The sequence below is a fragment of the Allopseudospirillum japonicum genome (genome assembly GCF_900108915.1).
GTDB lineage: Bacteria > Pseudomonadota > Gammaproteobacteria > Pseudomonadales > Halomonadaceae > Pseudospirillum > Pseudospirillum japonicum.
The window spans coordinates 1-18,350 of record NZ_FNYH01000011.1 but is presented as its reverse complement, the minus strand read 5'-3'; the positions used below and the strand labels follow the sequence as shown (position 1 = coordinate 18,350).

The window sequence follows — 18,350 nt, the reverse complement described above, 5'->3', positions numbered from 1 at the left end:
ACCCTCCCAAAGCGGGGAAGGTGTGAGCATCTGCTGATTAATGATTAATCTTCGAAAAAGAATTTACTTTCGCCAAAAGCAGGCTTGAGGTGATGCAACCAAGTGGCTTGTTCGTCGTAACGTGCGAAAAAGGGCCTTTGTACCCAGTCTGGGTTGCGTCCTTGAATAAAACGCAATACGAAGACTTTCTCGCCATGAATTTCTGTGACACCTTGAATTTCGACTTTACCCGGTGTGGCACTCATGGAAGGACCGCGCGCTGTACGTGCAATGCCACTGACTTGCTGCATGGCTTGGCGGTAAATTTGCCATGCTTGTGCTAAAGGCACTTCGAAATAATGCTGCGCCCCTGTATCTCGTTCCACAAACATATAATAGGGCTGAATGCCTAGCTCGACTTGGGTTTGCCACAAACGCGCCCAATCGGCAGGGTGATCATTAATATGACGTAGTAGCGGGCCTTGGCTACGAATTTGTGCCCCTGTTGCGCGGACATTAGCAACGGCTTGACGTGCAATTGGTGTTTCTAGCTCGCGCCAGTGATTGTAATGTGCCATAAACGCTAGATGTTTACCTGCGGCCACAATTTCACGCAATAAAGCGAGTAAATCTTGGGCATCTGCATCAGTGACAAAGCGATAAGGCCAGAAAGTTAAGGCTTTAGAGCCGAGGCGAATGCTGCGAATATGATCAAACTCAGGCGCTAACAGGGGTTCCAGATAAGCACGTAAGTTCTTGGTTTTCATCACCAGAGGATCACCCCCTGTGATTAAAACATCGGTGACTTCTGGATGTTCACGTAAATAATCGCACAGTTGGCTTGATTCTTTGGCGGCGATTTTTAACGAGGGATCGCCAACAAATTGCGCCCAACGGAAACAAAAAGTGCAGTAAGAATGGCAAACCTGTCCTGAGCTGGGAAAAAAGAGCACGGTTTCGCGGTATTTATGCTGTAACCCAAGAACTGGTTCTCCGTTAACTTTAGGGATGTTTTGTTCTAGTTGACCGGCGGGATGGGGGTTGAGTTGGGCGCGCACCTCTGCAATGGTGGCTTTGATATGGGCGGCGTCTTCAGTGGCTAGCGCTGCTTCGACAGCTTGATAATGCGCTGGTTTGAGCATGCCTTTTTGTGGAAAAGTCAGCTGAAATATCGGGTCTGCAATGGGATCGCGCCAGTCGATCAAATCATCAATCACATATTGATTCACACGAAAAGGCAAGACGGAAGCCACGACTTTCATCTCCTGGCGTATCTGAGATGGAAGGCGTTGCACTTGCGGAATTTGTTCTAGGTGGCGTGCAGTGTAAACCTTAAAGCTAGGCGCTAGTGAGGTTTCGCTGAGTTCTTGTACGGGTACACGGACTTGAATGGACATAGGTCTTTGAGTCCTCCTTGGGATGGCTTTAGTGTCGAAATTGAACAGGTCAGACCATTAAAGGCGGCCTAGTGTACCCGAAAGCGAGAGGTAAACCTAATTTGTGGGGAGGAAGGGGGATCCCTGCTTCTGCTGCGCACTAGCTTTAACGCAGGAAATCTACGCCCCCCTGCACCAAAGAACTCAGTGCAAGGGGGTTTAGGTTATAGCTGCTTAAATGCCTGTTCAGCGGCTTGAAGCGTCGCTTGAATTTCTGTCTCTGTATGGGCGCTGGAGATAAAACCGGCCTCATACGCAGAAGGGGCAAGATAGACGCCAGCATCAAGCATCAAGTGGAAAAAGCGGTTAAAACTTTCTAAATGGCATTGGGTGGCTTCGTCAAAGGAGGTCACTTGAGGGGCATCGGTGAAGAAAAGACCGAACATGGCACCGACATTTTGTGTCAAAAAGGGCACGCCCGCAGCTTGTGCTCGGGTTTGTAAGCCTTGACACAATTGCTCGGTTTTGTTGCTCAGTTGCTGATGGAAGCCGGGCTGACGAATTTTATTCAATAATGCTAAACCTGCGGCCATAGCCAAGGGGTTGCCAGACAAAGTCCCTGCTTGATAAACAGGCCCTAACGGGGAAATATGACGCATCACTTCCGCCTTACCGCCAAAAGCGCCAACAGGCAAACCGCCGCCGACAATTTTACCCAAGGTGGTTAAATCTGGGGTGATCCCATAATGTGCTTGTGCCCCCCCTAACGCGACCCGAAAACCTGTCATCACTTCGTCAAAAATCAGCAAGCTGCCGCTCGTATCACAGACTTCACGTAGGGTTTGTAAAAATTCTGCCTCAGGTGGGATGCAATTCATATTGCCAGCAACTGGCTCGACAATGACAGCCGCAATCTGATCGCCCAAGCGTGCAAAACAGTCTTTGACTTGCTGACTATCATTAAAGCTGAGCGTTAAGGTATGTTGTGCTAAATCAGCAGGGACACCTGGGGAATTAGGCTCACCAAAGGTCAGTGCCCCCGAGCCTGCTTTGACGAGTAAAGAATCACTATGACCGTGGTAGCACCCCTCAAATTTCACGATTTTATCGCGCTTGGTATAACCACGTGCTAAACGCAGGGCACTCATGGTGGCTTCTGTTCCTGAGTTCACCATGCGTACCATTTCCATAGAAGGTACTAGCTCACACAGCAAATCGGCCATGTGCGTTTCTAAAGCGGTGGGTGCCCCATAAGATAAGCCATAATCTAAACGCTCACGCACAGCGGCCAAAATTTCTGGGTCTGCATGGCCGGTAATCATAGGGCCCCAAGAGCCAACATAATCAATATAAGCTTTGCCATCCACATCATATAAATAAGCGCCTTGGGCACGCTCAATAAAAATCGGTGTTCCTCCTACACTGCGGAATGCACGCACGGGCGAGTTGACACCACCGGGAATATGTTTTTGTGCAGCAGAAAAGAGTTCAGCAGAACGAGACATAGCATCAATCCTTTTATCATAAGTGATGGGGAACATTTGAGGGCATGGCAGGGCGTAATGCCGCATTTAACGCTGTGACTTGCATACGGATTTGCGTTGGTGAGAAGTCTGTATGCGCAAAAATACCAGCCGACAAAGCAAGCAAATGTGCACCTGCAGCTTGGACTTGTGGCAAATTGTTGACGTTTAAACCACCAATGGCAACCAAGGGGCACGTCAGCTTTTGACGTGCTTGGGTAAGCAAACTTAACTCTGCAGGTGGGGCTTCTGCTTTAGTTTGCGAGGGGAAAAAACGCCCGAAAGCCACATAAGAAGCCCCAGCTTGTAAGCTAGCTTGTGCACGGGACAAGCTGGCATGACACGTGGCACCAAGGAGGGCGTTTGCACCAAGCAGGCGGCGCGCTTGTGCGATGCTGGCATCGCTGACACCAAGATGAACGCCCAGCCCCAAATCAGCCGCTAAATGCAAACGATCATTGATAATTAAGGGCACTTGATAGTCCGTACACAAAGCTTGTAAGGCGCGTGCGCGTCGGTATGCTGTAGCCTCTGTGGCTGTTTTATCTCGGTATTGTACTAGGGCCACCCCAGCCTCTAGTGCCGCCTCAACACCAAGCAGCAAGCTTTTATCATCAGGCAACCATTGAGGATCGGTAATGGCATATAAGCCAGATCCCCCAACGTTTGGGTTAAGCATGGTGTACTCCATCCCAGAAAAGCAGCTTACGGATTATTAAATAAACGCTGCGGCAAGAGTTGGCCTTGGCCAATTTGATAGGCGGCATGTAAAGCGCGCCAAGTGTAATCTTGTGCACTAAGACAGGCCACTTCCAAAGGCTCACCCAAGGCTAAGCGTGCCGCCAAAGCGGAAGCTAGGGTGCAACCGGAGCCGTGGTATTCATTGTCCAAACGTGACCAACGATGGGTAATGGGTGGCACATCACTTTGATAGAGGGTGTTTTTAACAGCAGGGCTATCTGCATGAGTGCCTGTGACTAACACGGCATGGCAACCTCTTTGTAAAAGTGCATAGGCCTGTTGGGCTTGGTGTTCGTCTGGATACTGTAAACCGCTTGCAGTGGCTTGGGTCGCCAAAGGTGTGCCTACCTCAGCGACCAAATTGGGAGTTTTAGCCTGTGCTAAGGCAGCAAGCTCCAAAGTGTTAGGTGTGGCAATATGCGCATAGGCAATGAGGTGGTGTGCAAGTGCAGGCAAGAGGTGCGCATCACTCATAGCCTGTCCTGCACCTGAACGCAGGACAGGATCGAGCACGACAGGTACTTTCGGGTGGGCATCTAAAATACGCACAATCACTTCCAAGACAGCAAGATTGGGCACCAAACCTATTTTAATGGCAGCGATATTAAAATCTTCGCTCAGTTTTTGTGCTTGGGCTTCGATCAGGTGGGCATCCACTGCTTGGACTTGGTACACCTTGCGCGTATCTTGCACTGTGAGTGCAGTTGCCACTGTCACCGCCCAGACTTGCTGGGCGCGAATGGCTTCAATGTCGGCACTGAGTCCAGCACCACCACTAGGATCGTGCCCTGCCAGTACAAGAACGACAGGGGCTTTACGGTAATTAAGTATGGGCATGATAGCTTAGATCAAAAGGGCTTGAGTACCGCTAAAATCACGATGCCAATAAGGGCAAATACTGGCAATTCATTGAAAATACGGTAATACACATGACCGCGTTTATTCTGGTCAACAGCAAAACGGGCAACGTAACGATGACACATAACATGGTAAATCAATAGCAAGGCCACTAAAGAGAGCTTGGCATGCATCCAGCCTTGGCTCATATAACCACTAAAATTGGTGCTTAATAACCCTATGCCAAGCACGACCACCACGATCATCGAAGGCGTGGTAATACCACGTAGGAGTTTACGTTCCATGACTTTAAAACGGGTGCAGGAGTTTAAATCCTCGTCTTGTTCTGCCATAGCATGATAAACAAATAAGCGTGGTAAATAAAAGAGGCCACTAAACCAAGTGACAATCGCCATAATATGAAAGGCTTTTAACCATAAAAATGTCATCGTTTACATCCTTTTTTGAGGTAACCAGGCTAGCGGTAGTATTGTTCCAGCATATCACGGGTCAGAATCCCCAAGATAGGGGAGACCCCTTGTATGGATGAGGGACAGATGACTAAAGCATCTACCGCAAAATCCTGCAAACTCTGGTCAGCTTCTTGCAAGCTCGCCTGCATGGACAAGGGCGTTAAACTCAAGCGCGGCGCGGCAAAACGTGCTAAATCCAGTGTGAGCTCAGGCGTTTGCTGATGCGTTGGCACCTGTGAATCCAGTTCTTGTAAGTAATGTGCAAGGGCAGCCGCCGGCATTAAAGTCAGGGTGTGGGCATCTTTCACGCTTTGAATCACTAACCAATGGGGCTTAGGTATCAAGGCTTGACGGGCTTGCGCATAAGTTAATCTTTGTGCTACCTGCACAAAACGCCGATCCATCACCGCCATGACGCCAGTGCGCCCTAAGGCTTGTGCTAAAGGGGCTTGATGCGGATAAATGCCTTGGCCATTGAGCAGACTGATAAAAATAGCATTTTGTTTAAATAAGACACGCTGAATTAAAAAAGCCACCATTAAGGTGAGCATGCTGGGCATTAAGACTTGAGGATTATGGGTCAGTTCAAGTAAGGCTAATAAAGCTGCCAGTGGCGCTTGTAAAACACTGCCCATCATAGCGCCCATGCCAATAAGAACGTAAAGGCTAGGGTATTGATCTGCGTGACTGATCAGAGCCACAAACTCGGCCCCTAAAGCCCCGAGACCGCCACCTATGACAAGTAAAGGCGCAATCATCCCAATAGGTAGCCCCATCCCTAGGGTGAAGCTGGTCAAAAAACCTTTCCCTAATACCAATAGCAACAAGTACAGCCAAGGAAGACCACCAGCAAACATAAGATTGAGTGCATCATAGCCCATACCCATCACTTGTGGGGCAATCAGTGCGCAAGTGCCTGTTGAAAGACCAACTAATAAGCCCCTTTGTATCAAGCTATAATGGCGTTGATTTTGTTGCCAAAAACGACAACTTGCCTGGAAGCTCGCACCGGCAAGTCCGATAAAAACCCCCAGCAATAAGCAAAAGCCTAGCTCAGTAGGATCGAGCATGGGCAAGGCAGGTAGACTAAAAATCGGTGCTGCACCATAGGTCATCTGGGTTAATACAGCACCTGTAATGGCCGCGATAATAATGGGGGCAAAACCCAGTACGCTATACTCAGCCATCACAACTTCCATCGCAAAAATCACCCCTGCTAAGGGCGTATTAAAGGCAGCAGCAATGGAGGCCGCGGTACCACAACCAATTAATAACCGTAGGCTGTTATTAGGGAGTGCGAGGCTTTGCCCTAAAGTGCTGGCAATACCTGCACCCAAATGCACAGAAGGCCCTTCGCGTCCTGCAGAGAGCCCACCCCCTAACGACACTAGCCCTAAGACAAATTGTAAGAGCGTATTGACCAAGGGCAAACGCCCCTGATGCAGGTGAAAACCCTCGATGACAGCACCAATGCCCAGCTTGCGTTGATGCGGCTTGGCCCATGTCAGTAAAGTGGCCATGGCTAAAGCAGCTAACAAGGGTAAAAAAAAGCGTGCCCAAGCATTGAGCTGTTCGAAGGCTTCCGTATGTGGATGCAGGTAAAGGGATAACAGACTTTCTAACGTCCAGCGAAAAATTAGGGTAAGACTGGCAGCAGCAAAACCAGCGACTAAACCCAAAATAGCCAATTGTGGCAAGGCATCCACTTGCGCCACCTGATGACGAAAATCTTGCAACTTAAGTTGCAAATAGTGGCCTAAAGCGCGACCTAAGCGGGTGTGGTTGATCGGCAAGCGCATCCCTCTATCCATAGCAAGATTCCAGAGAATATAGTATAACCGCTTATTCTATCGGGATAAATTCACAAGAGGGCCAGACACAGTGATTAAGGTAGGTATCGTAGGTGGCACAGGTTATACAGGCGTTGAGCTACTCAGGTTGTTAACTCAGCACCCTGAAGTGGATGTGAGTGTGATTACCTCGCGTAGCGAGGCCGGTATCCCAGTGGCGGATATGTACCCTAATTTACGTGGGCATTTAGATCTTGCTTTCAGTGAACCTGATGTTGATGTCTTGGGTGCTTGTGATGCCGTTTTTTTTGCGACACCACATGGGGTAGCACACGCGTTGGCAGCGCCTTTATTGGCACAAGGCACCCGTGTGATTGATTTATCCGCAGATTTTAGAATTAAAGACCCACAAATCTGGGCGCATTGGTACAACCAAGCACATGGTGCTCCTGAATTATTACCAGAAGCCGTGTATGGTTTACCGGAAGTCAATCGTAATGCGATTAAAGATGCCCGTTTGATTGCCGTACCAGGCTGTTACCCGACAGCGGTGCAATTGGGGTATTTGCCTTTAATACGTGCGGGTCTAATTGCGCTAGATTCTTTGATTGCGGATTGTAAATCTGGTGTCAGCGGTGCAGGCCGGGGCGCTAAAGTGGGTTCCTTATTATGTGAAGCCAGTGAGAGCATGAAAGCGTATAGCATGAATGGCCATAGGCACCTGCCAGAAATTACGCAAGGCTTGCAAGAAGCTGCACAAAGTTCGGTAAATCTCTTGTTTATGCCGCACTTGACTCCTATGATACGCGGCATCCATGCCAGCTTATACGCCACCTTAACGCCTGAAGCTCAGCGGATGACGCTTGCAGAACTTCAAGCTGTATTTGAACAAACCTATGCACAAGAAACCTTTGTGGATGTGATGCCTTTAGGTTCCGCGCCAGAAACGCGTAGTGTCCGGGGTTCGAATATGTGCCGTATCGCGGTGCATAGACCGCAAGAAGGCGCGCATGTGTGTGTGCTCTCGGTGATAGATAACTTGGTAAAAGGAGCAAGTGGCCAAGCGGTGCAAAACTTAAATATCATGTTTGGGTTTGCCGAAGATGCTGGTCTAAAACAGGTCGCCTTACTGCCTTAATTGCGAAGGCAGCTTAAACAGCGGAACCGTTCGAAATGAGTTTTGGTAAAGCGAGATCACAAAAAAAACTAGATGACACTCTGGTGATCGTACCTAAGCGTCAAAGATCACCTTGGAAAACTGTGTTGCTGGTGCTGATATTGTTAGCTTTAAGTGCTGGAGCTAGTTATTGGGCGGGACATTGGCAAGTTTGGCGTAAACAACATGGTGCTGTGGAAGAACGCGATCAGTTACGTGTTGAAGTGCAGGTGAAAGAAAAACAGCTGCAAGATTTGCGCCGTAAACTTGCGATTGTAGAAAGTGGAAATGATATCGACCGCAAAGCTTATCAGGAACTGCAACAAGCCAGTGCAGAGCTGAATGCACGTATTGCTCAGCTTGAAAATGAAGTTGCCTTCTACAAACGTGTGATGGATCCTGATAATGTAGATAAGGGATTAAGGGTTGCACGTTGGGAGCTGGCGGCGACAACAGATGCTAAAGTATTCGATTATAAGTTGGTGATTAGCCAAGTTGCTGATAATAATAACTATATCGAGGGCTTGGCTTTGGTAAACCTTGTTGGTCGTCAAGGTACAACCCCGAATGTGGTGATACCTTTAAAAGATGTTTCGGAAGAAGTGCAAGAGCTGGGGATTAAATTCCGTTTCCGCTTTTTCCAGAATGTCACAGGTCAAATCCGCTTACCGGATGATTTTGTTGCAGAACGCGTGCAGGTCATTCTGCAATCCACGGGGAGTAAAGCAATGCGTGTAGAAAAGTATTTCGACTGGACCACTCAGGAGGCTGAATAAGATGGCATTTTTGGGTGGTGGTAATAATAATGCGAGTAAAGAAAAACCAGTAGCAACGACGCATTTTGATACTTTGATATCAAGTAAGTCGGAAATTATTGGGGATTTGCACTTTAGTGGTGGCTTGCATATTGATGGCAAGGTTTACGGGAATATTGTTGCTGAGGACGACTCTAAAAGCATTTTGCGTATCAGTGAGAAAGGCGCAGTTGAAGGAGAAATCTCTGCACCCCATGTAGTAGTGAATGGTGCTGTCACTGGGGATATTCATGCCTGTGAGCATTTAGAGCTAGCTTCTAAAGCCATTGTGAATGGTGATGTATACTATAACACCATAGAAATGATTATGGGCTCGCAAGTCAATGGTGCTTTGCGTCAGGAATATCGTGCGGCTGCGACAGGTGAGCGCCCACAGATGCCTAAAAAGACCACGAAAGCACGTCCTAAACAGCCAGAAGTGCAAGAAGCACCGAAGGCGCTCAGTGGTGAAACCTTCCCCAAGCTAACGCAGGATGCCAAAAACGCATCAGCTAGCCCAGCCACAAATAAAAAAGCTGCAGAAACTAAATAAGCTTTGCTCTTGAATGCTTACAGCTTGCGCAAGGAGTAACCTAGGTTGCTCCTTTTTTTCGGTTTTTCTTTTTTTAGCTGTTAGTTGGCCTTGTCACATGTTCGGCAACACTTTTTGCTTTCTAGGTACTTGAGTCTTTTACTTGGTTAAAGCATCTTGATACACTTGGACGCATCTTCCCAAGTTTTATTGATATAGGTAGGTTTTTCATGAGTGCGGTGAGTGAATATATCCCTAGCCTCCTTCATTGCACGCCAGAGGCGGTGGCAAAACTGCAAGCGCTGGTTGCAGAAGAAGCCAATCCAGAACTCAAGTTAAGAGTTTTTGTCACTGGGGGGGGCTGTTCAGGGTTTCAGTATGGCTTTGAATTTGTTGAGGAACTTAATGAAGATGACACCCTGATTGAATATCAAGGTGTGTACTTGGTGTTAGACCCCCTAAGTTACCCCTATCTGGTCGGTTCTACTTTAGACTATGAAGAAGGTTTAAGTGGTGCGCGTTTCAAGCTACAAAACCCGAACGCAAGCACCACTTGTGGTTGTGGTGCGTCTTTTTCTGTCTAGTGATCTCTCGTTTGCCTCCTCAAAGCAGGCACTTATTCCTGTAAGTAGAACTGAATGGTGGTGACGACACGAACTTTTTTCACATCAGGGGTATAAGCGTCTAAATCCTCAATAGAAAAATAGCCTTGTTGCGCATTACGGATGGAACCAACCTCTGCTTGGGCATCATGCGCAAACTGATCCGCTGCTGCACGCGCATCTGCTGTGGCTGCGGCAATCATCTCTGGCTTGATCTCGTTTAAGCCTGTAAACAAAAACTCAGTTCTATGTTCGTAGGTTTGTGCAAGTAATACCCCTTGGCTCACCAACTCCCCTGTTTGCGAGATCACTTGTTTCACTTTGGGTACATCTGGGGTGCGCACGAGTACAGTGGCTTCTGCGCGGTATCTATCTTCTGGTAAGCGATTACCATAATTATTGAGATGTTGGTCGGTAATTTGCGGTGATGACAGGCTAATCATAGGTGCCTGAAACCCTTTAGCGAGCAAAAACTGGCGAATCACTTGATGCGTGTATTCAACTTTTTGTTGCAAGATTTCTAGGCTATTGGCACTCACACTAAAATGCAGTGGCCACAAGGCGAGGTCCGCTTTCACCTCGCGTTCTGCTAAACCTTTCACGGTGACATAACGTTCTGTCGCTTTCCAGCCTAGCAAGGTCTCTTTCAGTGTGACGCCAATAAACACTAAGGCAGCGCTTAATAACGCTGCTGCAACAATCATACTGAAGGCGCTGGCTTTAGAAGGTGTCTCTGTTGTCGTTGCCATAATCAAAACATCCTTGAAGTAGGTGAAACCAAGACACAGGATACACCGAGGTTATGCAAGACGCATGTGCTCTTTATCTGGGTGTTGCTTGAAAAGCCCTGGGATCACCTCCATAACTTGCACAAGCTTTTTCTGTACTTTTTCTCATTGACGGCGTGACGCTCGTTTGTAAGTCGTCACCTAGAATACTTAAGGAAGGATTGTATGAGTGACGATGCTCAAGACCCAATAGAAGCTATGATCCAAGCGCAGCTCAATGCAGACACTTCAGAAACCACAGAGGAGGCTAGCCAAGCGTCATCTGATGAACAATCTAGTGGTGCGCTGGTTTTGTCGCGAGACTCTCTGCCTGAACGCCTGTATTTATTACCTGTGCATAATCGCCCTTTTTTCCCTGCACAAGTGCAGCCGTTATTAGTAAGTCGCAAGCGCTGGGAACAGACGTTGGAAAAGGTGGCAGAAACCGCACACCATGCCCTCGGTGTGGTCTTTGTGGAACAAGAAACCGAAGAAGAGGCGACACAGGAACACATGCCGTGTGTAGGGTGTGCAGTGAAAATTCATCGCGCACAGAGTGAGGGTTCACGGATTCAATTTGTTGCTCAAGGGTTGCGGCGTTTTCGCATTGAGCGCTGGTTATCAAAAACCCCGCCCTATTTGGTTGAAGTCACTTATCCGCGTGAGCCTTTAGAAGACAATGAAGAAAGTCGTGCATGGGCCTTATCTATTATTAATGGGATTAAAGAATTACTGCCTATCAATCCTCTCTATGGCGAAGAACTCAAGCATTATTTGCATCGTTTTAGTCCCAATGAACCTGGTCCTTTAAGTGACTTTGCTGCCGCAATTACCTCTGCAAAAGGCCATGAATTACAGCAAGTATTAGAAACGCTACCTGTACTGGAACGGATGCAAGTGGTTCTACCTTTATTGCGTACAGAACTGGAAGTTGCCAAATTACAAAGTGAAATTAGTGAGGAAGTTAATCAGAAAATCCAAGAGCGCCAACGCTCCTTTTTTCTGAAAGAGCAACTCAAAGTTTTACAGCGTGAACTCGGTATTTCTAAAGATGATAAAAGTGCAGATGTTGATGAATTTCGGGAGCGTTTACAAGGAAAGCAAGTCCCAAAACATGCACAAAAACGAATTGAAGAAGAGCTACATAAGCTGTCTTTGTTAGAAACAGGCTCACCAGAATATGGGGTTACACGTAATTATCTGGATTGGATGACCTCCATACCTTGGGGAGTAAGATCGCAAGATAATTTATCCTTAAGTCACGCACGCACTGTATTAGATCAAGACCATGATGGTTTAAAGGATGTCAAAGAAAGAATTATTGAGTTTCTAGCCGAAGGGAATTTTAAAGGTGATGTTGGCGGTTCTATTTTGCTATTAGTGGGGCCACCAGGTGTAGGTAAAACTTCAATAGGGCGCTCGATTGCACAAGCCTTGGGACGCAAATTTTACCGTTTTTCTGTCGGTGGGATGCGTGATGAAGCAGAAATTAAAGGTCATAGGCGTACCTATATTGGGGCTATGCCAGGAAAGTTAGCACAAGCGTTAAAAGAAGTTGAGGTAGAAAACCCTGTCATTATGCTAGATGAAATTGACAAACTGGGCGCTAGCTATCAAGGGGATCCAGCCTCCGCATTATTAGAGGTGTTAGATCCAGAACAAAATATCGATTTTCTTGATCATTATTTAGATGTACGTTTAGATTTATCGAAAGTTTTGTTTGTTTGTACAGCAAATCAGCTGGATACGATTCCTAGCCCTTTGCTAGATCGTATGGAAAATATCCGTTTATCTGGTTATATTGCGGAAGAAAAATTTGCCATTGCAAAACATCATTTATGGCCGCGTCTACTCAAGCGTGCCGGTTTGAAAAAGAAACAAATTGATATTAGTGACGTGGCTTTAAAAGCCATGATTGAAGGCTATGCACGTGAAGCTGGGGTGCGTCAATTAGAAAAGTTGTTGCATCGTATTATGCGTAAAGCTGCGGTTAAGCTCTTGCAGGATGAAGATTGCGAAAAAATCAAAATTACCCAAAGACATTTAAAAGCCTACTTAGGCACACCCGTATTCCGTAAAGAACAAAAAATGCAGGGGATTGGGGTTGTAACAGGTTTGGCTTGGACGTCTCTCGGTGGTGCCACTTTAGCGATCGAAGCAAGCCGGATTCATCAACAACAAAGTGGGTTAAAACTCACAGGTAAATTAGGCGAGGTGATGCGCGAATCTGCGGAAATCGCTTACAGTTATATCCGTAGTCACCTAGGGACTTATGGCGCACCGCCTAAATTTTATGACAAGGCATTTATTCACTTACACGTGCCGGAAGGGGCGACGCCAAAAGATGGGCCTTCTGCTGGTATTACTATGGCTAGCGCACTTTTATCTTTAGCACGTCGCCAGAAATTACGCCCTTTAGCAATGACAGGTGAGTTAAGTTTAAGCGGACAAGTCTTACCTGTTGGTGGGATTCGTGAAAAGATCATTGCCGCACGACGTGCCAAGATTACTGAGTTGATTTTACCTGAAGCGAATCGTGGTGATTATGAAGAATTACCAGATTATTTACGCTTAGGTATGCAAGTACATTTTGCGCAGCATTTCCGTGATGTAGCCAAGGTGCTATTTACGGAGACAGCCAAAGAGCCACAAACCCTACCAGAAAATTAACACGCTTGGTGGGTCTTGCTACCCACTGTTGCAAGACTTAAAAGTGATGCGGAATAAATAGGCTACGTTCTTGCACTTGTACCTTTTGCACTGACCAGCCTAAGGCGTGCTGTAAATTGGTAGAGGTCAAGACGTCTTGCGGTGTGCCATCGGCAAAGACTTTATGGTGTGAGATTAAAATCACCCGAGAGCAATACTGGCTGATGGCGTTTAAATCATAACTGGTGAGCACGATAGCCACCCCTGTACTGGCTAACCAAGTCAGTACAGGCCATAAATGCGCTCTTTGTGGTGGGTCTAAAGGTAAAAATGCTTGATCTAAAATCAGCAGACGGCTTGGCAGCTTGTCATAAGTGTTGTCTCCACAGGATCTGGGCCAAACTTGCGCGAAAACACGGGCAATTTGCACCCGACGGCGCTCGCTTGCGGCGAGGTTGGCATATTCTCGATACAAATAAGCCCCTAAATCTAAAGCTTTTACCACCTGATGTTTGACTTCCTCTTGTTCTGCATGGGGATAAACATCTTGCAAAGCATCTAAACCAATTTGGATTACCTCATGGACTTTATCATCAAAGACCATAGGTGAGCTATGCGCCAAATAAGCTCGATACTTGCTGAGCTCACGGTAAGACCAGGTATGCAAGGCTTTGTCATGTAGTTGCAACCGTCCCTGATACCCTGTTGGCTCACCGGCCAGTGTGCGTAACAGACAGGTTTTGCCGCTGGCACTACTTCCTAAAACGGCAACTAGCTCGCCACGTGCTAAATGAAATGCTGGTAAATGTAAGGCACGGCTTGGCCCTTGATATAGGGTCAACTGGTGGGCATCGAGCATACGTTGGTCCATCCTTTTGCGGCGAGCATGCAAAACTAAAGCGGCTTAATGGCCAGTACCCAAATACAAGGCCTAGGTGCGCCAAAGGGCGCTTGTTCAGAGTTGCGATAACAGAAATTCACATTATACCCTGAAAGTTTCACCCCATATACTCGGTGTGGATCAGTCTTATGGTGATAGGCGGGGCGTGGATCCTGTGCTAATACTTGGGTGATCAATTCATAAAGATTTTGCATCTCCTCAACCACTTGGAGATTTGCTAAGGCTTCGGGTGTCCAGTGAACGTTTAAAGGATCGGGTGCCTCTTGTGCCCAAGTTGCCGCATGGGCTTGGGGTTGGATGTCGGCATAAGGCAAATAAGGTTTGATATCTAAAATCGGCGTGCCTGCAACTAAATCTGCACCACGAATCTCAATATAAATATCTTGTTGATCAGTATGGATACTTTCTAAGCGTACCAGAGATAAACCAATCGGATTGGGGCGAAAACTTGAGCGTGTTGCAAAGACGCCTAAGCTTTGATTGCCACCTAAACGTGGTGGGCGCACCTTGGGTTTCCATGTCTGACGTAGACATAAGTGAAATACAAAGTGTAACCAAAGATGTGAGAACTCGGTTAAGCCTTGCAGTGCATCAGGGGTATTATAAGGCGCTAATAAACGGATGCGGCTTTTAGCAGCGACGAGATTGGCTTGTCGGGGAACGCCAAATTTTTCTTGGTAAGGGGATTCTATGATCCCTATGGGTTGAAAGGTGTAGCTGTTGGGCAGTGTGCTAGAAGACATAAGCGAACTCTTATACGGGGGAACTGGCATCAAAATGTCAAAAAAAGGCACTAAACTCAAGTATCAACCGCAGAAGATCGAATATTGCCAAAGCCTAAGCTGGCAAACAGGAGCCAATAAGTATGCAGATTGAAGTGATTAAATCCCCCTCTGAACAAGCGCAGGCACAGCCCGTGCTTTTTGTACATGGCATCTTTACCGGCGCTTGGATCTGGCAAGAGCACTTTCTTCCTTGGTTTGCCGAACAAGGTTACCATGCTTGGGCATTGAGTTTGCGCGGTCATGGTGGCAGTGAAGGCCATCAAGATTTGCACCATTGGGGGTTGGATGACTATGTTGCAGATTTGACCCAGGTAGCCGCTAAAATGGAGCTTGCCTATCGACGTAAACCCCTGATTGTTGGCCATTCTATGGGAGGGATGGTGGTGCAACGCTATCTTTCTAAAAATCAGGGCGCAGGGGCGGTGCTTTTATGCAGTATGCCGCCGCAAGGCTTGGTCCCCTTGTCTTGGCAATCTTTATTGCAGCATCCACGGCTGACTTTAGAAATGGGCCAAACTTACTTAAATCCTAACCTGGCCAGTCGGCGTCAGTTGCAAGAAATTCTCTTTCACCATCCTATGCCAGAGGAAGATTTAGATCGTTGGCTAGCACAGATGGGGGCGGAATCACGTCAACTTTTGTGGGATTTAAGCTGGGGAGCTTTGCCTAATATCTATCAAGTACAGCGTACACCCCTTGCCGTAATAGGTGCGCGCCATGATCGTTTGGTCCCCACGACGATGGTGTCTATGACCGGCTGGAGTTATGCCTTGGCGCCTTTGTGGTTGGAAGAAATGGGACACGGGGTCATGCTGGAACCAAACTGGCAGCAAGCGGCACATTTGATTAAAGCGCAACTTGATACCATGACGCAATTTCAGCAGCAAACCGCTTGTGCTTAAGCGTTAACTAGGCTGTGAGCGTCGCAAGCCTTCAATCATTTTGACCAAGCCGCTGCGAGTTTCACGCTCCATCGGCTGGAAGCGTACCGCAACGCGAATTTGATCAGTCCGTCCTGGATGCAAAGGATCTGCTTCCATACGAATCACTTGGACAGGTAAAGACAAGACCCCTTTTGGTAAGTGGATTTCAATCTCGCCCAAGGTAAAAATACTCAAACCTTGCAAGTCTTTAAGCGAAGCGAGCGCCAAAGCACCAGAAAGAGAAATATCCAAAAGTGTGCTTGAGGTTGTTTCGAAATCTTTAAATTTCAGCTTGGTTTGGGTTCCTTGAGTGACTTTAATACGTTCGGCATTGCGACGCTCCATGCGATGCATAGCCATGCGTATTTTCTCAACTAGGGTATTGGCAGTGAAAGGTTTAATGACATAGGAAGTCACGCCTAATTGTACCGCTGTTGCCAAAGAGTCCCTATCGCTACGACTGGTGACCATAATAAAAGGGACATTGGCGCTTTCTGGATTTTTACGTACTTCCGCCAATAATTGATCACCGCTTAAGCCAGGTAATTCCCAATCAGAAAATACCCAGTCAATACGTGAGTGCTTACTAAACATGGCCAAAGCGGCTTGGCCATCAGAAGCCTCTAGAATATTTTGGCAATTAAGATAATCACGTAAAATAGTCACGAGCGTTTTACGTGCTGTGCCTGAGCTATCGACAATTAAAGCCGTGTCTTTTGATAGCAATGCGTCTAAGGATCCTGCTCCCATGATACCTGCGTCCTAACCCTGCGATTTGCTCGCATAAAATTTGCCTAAAGTTACATACACGACCAAAGGTGACTTTTGAGTATCACTATAAAAGATTTTGCTAGTACTTGGGTAGCCTAATGACATTCAGAAAGGTAACTAAATGTACATTTTACATGAAATTTTTAATATCTTGATTTTTAATAAAAATAATTATATCCGTATATCAATTTGCCGCTAGCGGCGCAAGAAGCGACGTGAGCTTGCATTTTCGAGTTGCTCAATACGGCGCATCAGCTCGTGCAAGCGCTCATTGTACAGATCCAGCTTAATCTCTAAGCGAGTCAAGCGTTCACGTAATTCTGGGCTTATCTCTTGGGAAGGGTGGGGGGAGATTTCTTGCGCAGTAGAGGACATATAAAAGGCTCCTAGTCGCATAGAGATGCAGTGATCTATTGAAGTTGCGTATACTGGTCAGTCCTAGACATTTGAGAGAACAGATAATGATTCAAGCCATAGTGACAGATATCGAAGGGACAACAGGTTCTATCCATTTTGTCCACCAAGTCTTATTTCCTTATGCCAGCCAACATATGGCGGATTTTGTACGCCAAAACGCGCATCAAAAGCAAGTCAGTGAACAGTTAGATACAGTGCGTATGCTGGCTGATTGCCCTCAAGCTGATCTAGCGCAAGTCATTGAGATTTTGCTGACTTGGATTGCAGAAGATCGCAAAGCAACCCCTTTAAAAGCCTTACAAGGGATTTTGTGGGAGCAGGGTTATCAAAACGGTGATTTTAAAGGCCATGTGTATGCGGATGTGGTCACCCAATTAGAAGCTTGGCAGCAACAAGGTTTAGCTTTATATGTGTATTCTTCAGGCTCTATTCATGCACAAAAACTCTTATTTGCATATAGTGAAGCAGGGGATTTAACGCCATTATTTCGTGGTTATTTTGACACCACCTCAGGCAATAAAAGGGAAGTGCAAAGCTATCAAAAGATTGCGCAAAGTATCGGCTTGCCTGCACAAGACTTGTTATTTTTATCTGATGTCGTGGAAGAATTAGATGCAGCCCAAGCGGCTGGCTGGAAAACTTGTCAATTGGTACGCGAGCCTGAGATGCGCACAGGTACGCATCCTCAGGTTGCAAGCTTTGCACATATCCAGCTTCAGGATTTTTGATATTTTTCATCAATTTTGCGCGGGAAACCCCGTCCTGTTAGGGCGGGGAGGGATAGCGGCGGCGTCAGCCGCCCCTGCTCCCGCTCCTCCGTTTTAAGTGGGTTGCTATCTTCACAAAAATCATACTAAAATGTGACGCATGATGAAACGCGCCTATAAATATCGGTTTTACCCGACGCCCGAACAAACTGAGCTGCTGGCCCAGACCTTCGGCTGTGTGCGTTTTGTCTATAATGCGATACTGCGCTGGCGTACGGATGCCTTTTATCAGCGCCAGGAAAAGATCGGCTATGTCGCTGCCAACGCCCGACTGACCGAAATCAAAAAAGATCCCAAGTTGGCGTTTCTGTCTGAGGTGTCGTGTGTCCCCTTGCAGCAATGCCTTCGCCACCAGCAAGCCGCCTTCAAAAACTTCTTTGAGGGCCGTGCCAAGTACCCAACCTTCAAGAGTAAGCGGCACCGCCAGTCGGCGGAGTTCACCCGCTCGGCCTTTAAATACCGGGACGGCAAACTGTATCTGGCCAAAAGCAAAACCCCATTGGATATTCGCTGGAGTCGTGAACTGCCCAGCGCACCCAGCACAGTGACCGTTTCCAAAGACTCGGC

19 protein-coding genes are annotated in these 18,350 nt (G+C 47.2%); 8 read left to right on the top strand and 11 right to left on the bottom strand.

Translation table 11 applies throughout. The features are described 5' to 3' along the window. Window positions 1-44 precede the first annotated feature (44 nt). The 6 genes from BMX05_RS10250 to BMX05_RS10225 all read right to left on the bottom strand — a co-directional run bounded on the left by BMX05_RS10250 (window position 45) and on the right by BMX05_RS10225 (window position 6,740). Window positions 45-1,376, bottom strand: a complete 1,332-nt coding sequence (locus BMX05_RS10250; RefSeq protein WP_093311338.1) for a KamA family radical SAM protein — start codon at window positions 1,374-1,376, stop codon at window positions 45-47. Between the two features lie 203 nt (window positions 1,377-1,579). Continuing rightward, the gene (hemL, locus tag BMX05_RS10245; RefSeq protein ID WP_093311336.1) at window positions 1,580-2,860 is read right to left on the bottom strand and encodes a glutamate-1-semialdehyde 2,1-aminomutase; all 1,281 of its coding nucleotides are present in this window, start codon (window positions 2,858-2,860) and stop codon (window positions 1,580-1,582) included. Between the two features lie 16 nt (window positions 2,861-2,876). Then, window positions 2,877-3,557: a thiamine phosphate synthase gene (gene thiE, locus BMX05_RS10240; protein WP_093311333.1), complete on the bottom strand. Its 681-nt coding sequence runs from the start codon at window positions 3,555-3,557 to the stop codon at window positions 2,877-2,879. 26 nt (window positions 3,558-3,583) lie between these two features. Continuing rightward, entirely contained in the window at window positions 3,584-4,456 is an 873-nt protein-coding gene (gene thiD, locus BMX05_RS10235; protein ID WP_093311331.1) for a bifunctional hydroxymethylpyrimidine kinase/phosphomethylpyrimidine kinase, read from the bottom strand. An 11-nt stretch (window positions 4,457-4,467) separates the two neighbouring features. Further along, on the bottom strand, window positions 4,468-4,905 hold the full coding sequence (gene hemJ, locus BMX05_RS10230; RefSeq protein ID WP_093311329.1) for a protoporphyrinogen oxidase HemJ: 438 nt from the start codon (window positions 4,903-4,905) through the stop codon (window positions 4,468-4,470). A 29-nt stretch (window positions 4,906-4,934) separates the two neighbouring features. Further along, on the bottom strand, window positions 4,935-6,740 hold the full coding sequence (locus tag BMX05_RS10225; protein WP_093311327.1) for a chloride channel protein: 1,806 nt from the start codon (window positions 6,738-6,740) through the stop codon (window positions 4,935-4,937). A 70-nt stretch (window positions 6,741-6,810) separates the two neighbouring features. On the opposite strand from BMX05_RS10225, the gene argC reads away from it, so the two are divergent. From argC to erpA, 4 genes are all read left to right on the top strand, one after another. After that, window positions 6,811-7,857 carry an N-acetyl-gamma-glutamyl-phosphate reductase gene (gene argC / locus BMX05_RS10220; protein ID WP_093311324.1) on the top strand — a complete coding sequence of 349 codons (1,047 nt, stop codon included), beginning with the start codon at window positions 6,811-6,813 and terminating at the stop codon, window positions 7,855-7,857. A 35-nt stretch (window positions 7,858-7,892) separates the two neighbouring features. Next, complete coding sequence (locus BMX05_RS10215; RefSeq protein WP_093311322.1) at window positions 7,893-8,651, top strand: DUF6776 family protein; 759 nt, start codon at window positions 7,893-7,895, stop codon at window positions 8,649-8,651. A 1-nt stretch (window position 8,652) separates the two neighbouring features. Further along, a complete protein-coding gene (locus BMX05_RS10210) occupies window positions 8,653-9,222 on the top strand; it encodes a bactofilin family protein (protein ID WP_093311320.1) in 570 nt (189 codons plus the stop codon). Between the two features lie 209 nt (window positions 9,223-9,431). Continuing rightward, window positions 9,432-9,785 (top strand): iron-sulfur cluster insertion protein ErpA, encoded by a 354-nt coding sequence (gene erpA, locus BMX05_RS10205; protein ID WP_093311317.1) that lies wholly within the window; start codon window positions 9,432-9,434, stop codon window positions 9,783-9,785. A gap of 32 nt (window positions 9,786-9,817) precedes the next feature. Here the strand turns inward: erpA and BMX05_RS10200 are convergent, their stop codons facing one another. Next, a complete protein-coding gene (locus BMX05_RS10200; RefSeq protein ID WP_218139037.1) occupies window positions 9,818-10,552 on the bottom strand; it encodes an SIMPL domain-containing protein in 735 nt (244 codons plus the stop codon). A gap of 204 nt (window positions 10,553-10,756) precedes the next feature. Here BMX05_RS10200 and lon point away from each other — a divergent pair, with 204 nt between their 5' ends. Next, complete coding sequence (lon, locus tag BMX05_RS10195; protein ID WP_245710698.1) at window positions 10,757-13,240, top strand: endopeptidase La; 2,484 nt, start codon at window positions 10,757-10,759, stop codon at window positions 13,238-13,240. A gap of 37 nt (window positions 13,241-13,277) precedes the next feature. Here lon and BMX05_RS10190 read toward each other — a convergent pair whose 3' ends face one another. Then, complete coding sequence (locus tag BMX05_RS10190) at window positions 13,278-14,078, bottom strand: ATP-binding cassette domain-containing protein (protein WP_177166878.1); 801 nt, start codon at window positions 14,076-14,078, stop codon at window positions 13,278-13,280. Window positions 14,079-14,113: 35 nt separating this feature from the next. Then, window positions 14,114-14,863 carry a tRNA (N6-threonylcarbamoyladenosine(37)-N6)-methyltransferase TrmO gene (gene tsaA / locus BMX05_RS10185; protein WP_093311314.1) on the bottom strand — a complete coding sequence of 250 codons (750 nt, stop codon included), beginning with the start codon at window positions 14,861-14,863 and terminating at the stop codon, window positions 14,114-14,116. 122 nt (window positions 14,864-14,985) lie between these two features. Here tsaA and BMX05_RS10180 point away from each other — a divergent pair, with 122 nt between their 5' ends. Beyond that, window positions 14,986-15,807, top strand: coding sequence for an alpha/beta hydrolase (locus tag BMX05_RS10180; RefSeq protein WP_093311311.1), 822 nt, complete (start codon window positions 14,986-14,988; stop codon window positions 15,805-15,807). Between the two features lie 3 nt (window positions 15,808-15,810). On the opposite strand, the gene BMX05_RS10175 is transcribed toward BMX05_RS10180, so the two are convergent. Continuing rightward, window positions 15,811-16,578, bottom strand: a complete 768-nt coding sequence (locus tag BMX05_RS10175; RefSeq protein ID WP_093311309.1) for a response regulator — start codon at window positions 16,576-16,578, stop codon at window positions 15,811-15,813. Window positions 16,579-16,794: 216 nt separating this feature from the next. After that, the gene (locus tag BMX05_RS10170) at window positions 16,795-16,974 is read right to left on the bottom strand and encodes a hypothetical protein (RefSeq protein WP_093311307.1); all 180 of its coding nucleotides are present in this window, start codon (window positions 16,972-16,974) and stop codon (window positions 16,795-16,797) included. An 86-nt stretch (window positions 16,975-17,060) separates the two neighbouring features. On the opposite strand from BMX05_RS10170, the gene mtnC reads away from it, so the two are divergent. Both mtnC and BMX05_RS10160 read left to right on the top strand, forming a co-directional pair. Then, complete coding sequence (gene mtnC / locus BMX05_RS10165) at window positions 17,061-17,744, top strand: acireductone synthase (protein ID WP_093311304.1); 684 nt, start codon at window positions 17,061-17,063, stop codon at window positions 17,742-17,744. Window positions 17,745-17,883: 139 nt separating this feature from the next. Then, window positions 17,884-18,350: RNA-guided endonuclease InsQ/TnpB family protein (locus BMX05_RS10160; RefSeq protein ID WP_143051962.1), on the top strand; the 467-nt coding region annotated here is incomplete at its 3' end.

Excerpts from the sequence above, each read along its gene's own strand:
- BMX05_RS10250 (WP_093311338.1), bottom strand. The coding sequence starts at position 1,376 with ATGTCCATTCAAGTCCGTGTACCCGTACAAGAACTCAGCGAAACCTCA.
- hemL (WP_093311336.1), bottom strand. The coding sequence starts at position 2,860 with ATGTCTCGTTCTGCTGAACTCTTTTCTGCTGCACAAAAACATATTCCC.
- thiE (WP_093311333.1), bottom strand. The coding sequence starts at position 3,557 with ATGCTTAACCCAAACGTTGGGGGATCTGGCTTATATGCCATTACCGAT.
- thiD (WP_093311331.1), bottom strand. The coding sequence starts at position 4,456 with ATGCCCATACTTAATTACCGTAAAGCCCCTGTCGTTCTTGTACTGGCA.
- hemJ (WP_093311329.1), bottom strand. The coding sequence starts at position 4,905 with ATGACATTTTTATGGTTAAAAGCCTTTCATATTATGGCGATTGTCACT.
- BMX05_RS10225 (WP_093311327.1), bottom strand. The coding sequence starts at position 6,740 with ATGGATAGAGGGATGCGCTTGCCGATCAACCACACCCGCTTAGGTCGC.
- BMX05_RS10215 (WP_093311322.1), top strand. The coding sequence starts at position 7,893 with ATGAGTTTTGGTAAAGCGAGATCACAAAAAAAACTAGATGACACTCTG.
- BMX05_RS10210 (WP_093311320.1), top strand. The coding sequence starts at position 8,653 with ATGGCATTTTTGGGTGGTGGTAATAATAATGCGAGTAAAGAAAAACCA.
- erpA (WP_093311317.1), top strand. The coding sequence starts at position 9,432 with ATGAGTGCGGTGAGTGAATATATCCCTAGCCTCCTTCATTGCACGCCA.
- BMX05_RS10200 (WP_218139037.1), bottom strand. The coding sequence starts at position 10,552 with ATGGCAACGACAACAGAGACACCTTCTAAAGCCAGCGCCTTCAGTATG.
- lon (WP_245710698.1), top strand. The coding sequence starts at position 10,757 with ATGAGTGACGATGCTCAAGACCCAATAGAAGCTATGATCCAAGCGCAG.
- BMX05_RS10190 (WP_177166878.1), bottom strand. The coding sequence starts at position 14,078 with ATGCTCGATGCCCACCAGTTGACCCTATATCAAGGGCCAAGCCGTGCC.
- tsaA (WP_093311314.1), bottom strand. The coding sequence starts at position 14,863 with ATGTCTTCTAGCACACTGCCCAACAGCTACACCTTTCAACCCATAGGG.
- BMX05_RS10180 (WP_093311311.1), top strand. The coding sequence starts at position 14,986 with ATGCAGATTGAAGTGATTAAATCCCCCTCTGAACAAGCGCAGGCACAG.
- BMX05_RS10175 (WP_093311309.1), bottom strand. The coding sequence starts at position 16,578 with ATGGGAGCAGGATCCTTAGACGCATTGCTATCAAAAGACACGGCTTTA.
- BMX05_RS10170 (WP_093311307.1), bottom strand. The coding sequence starts at position 16,974 with ATGTCCTCTACTGCGCAAGAAATCTCCCCCCACCCTTCCCAAGAGATA.
- mtnC (WP_093311304.1), top strand. The coding sequence starts at position 17,061 with ATGATTCAAGCCATAGTGACAGATATCGAAGGGACAACAGGTTCTATC.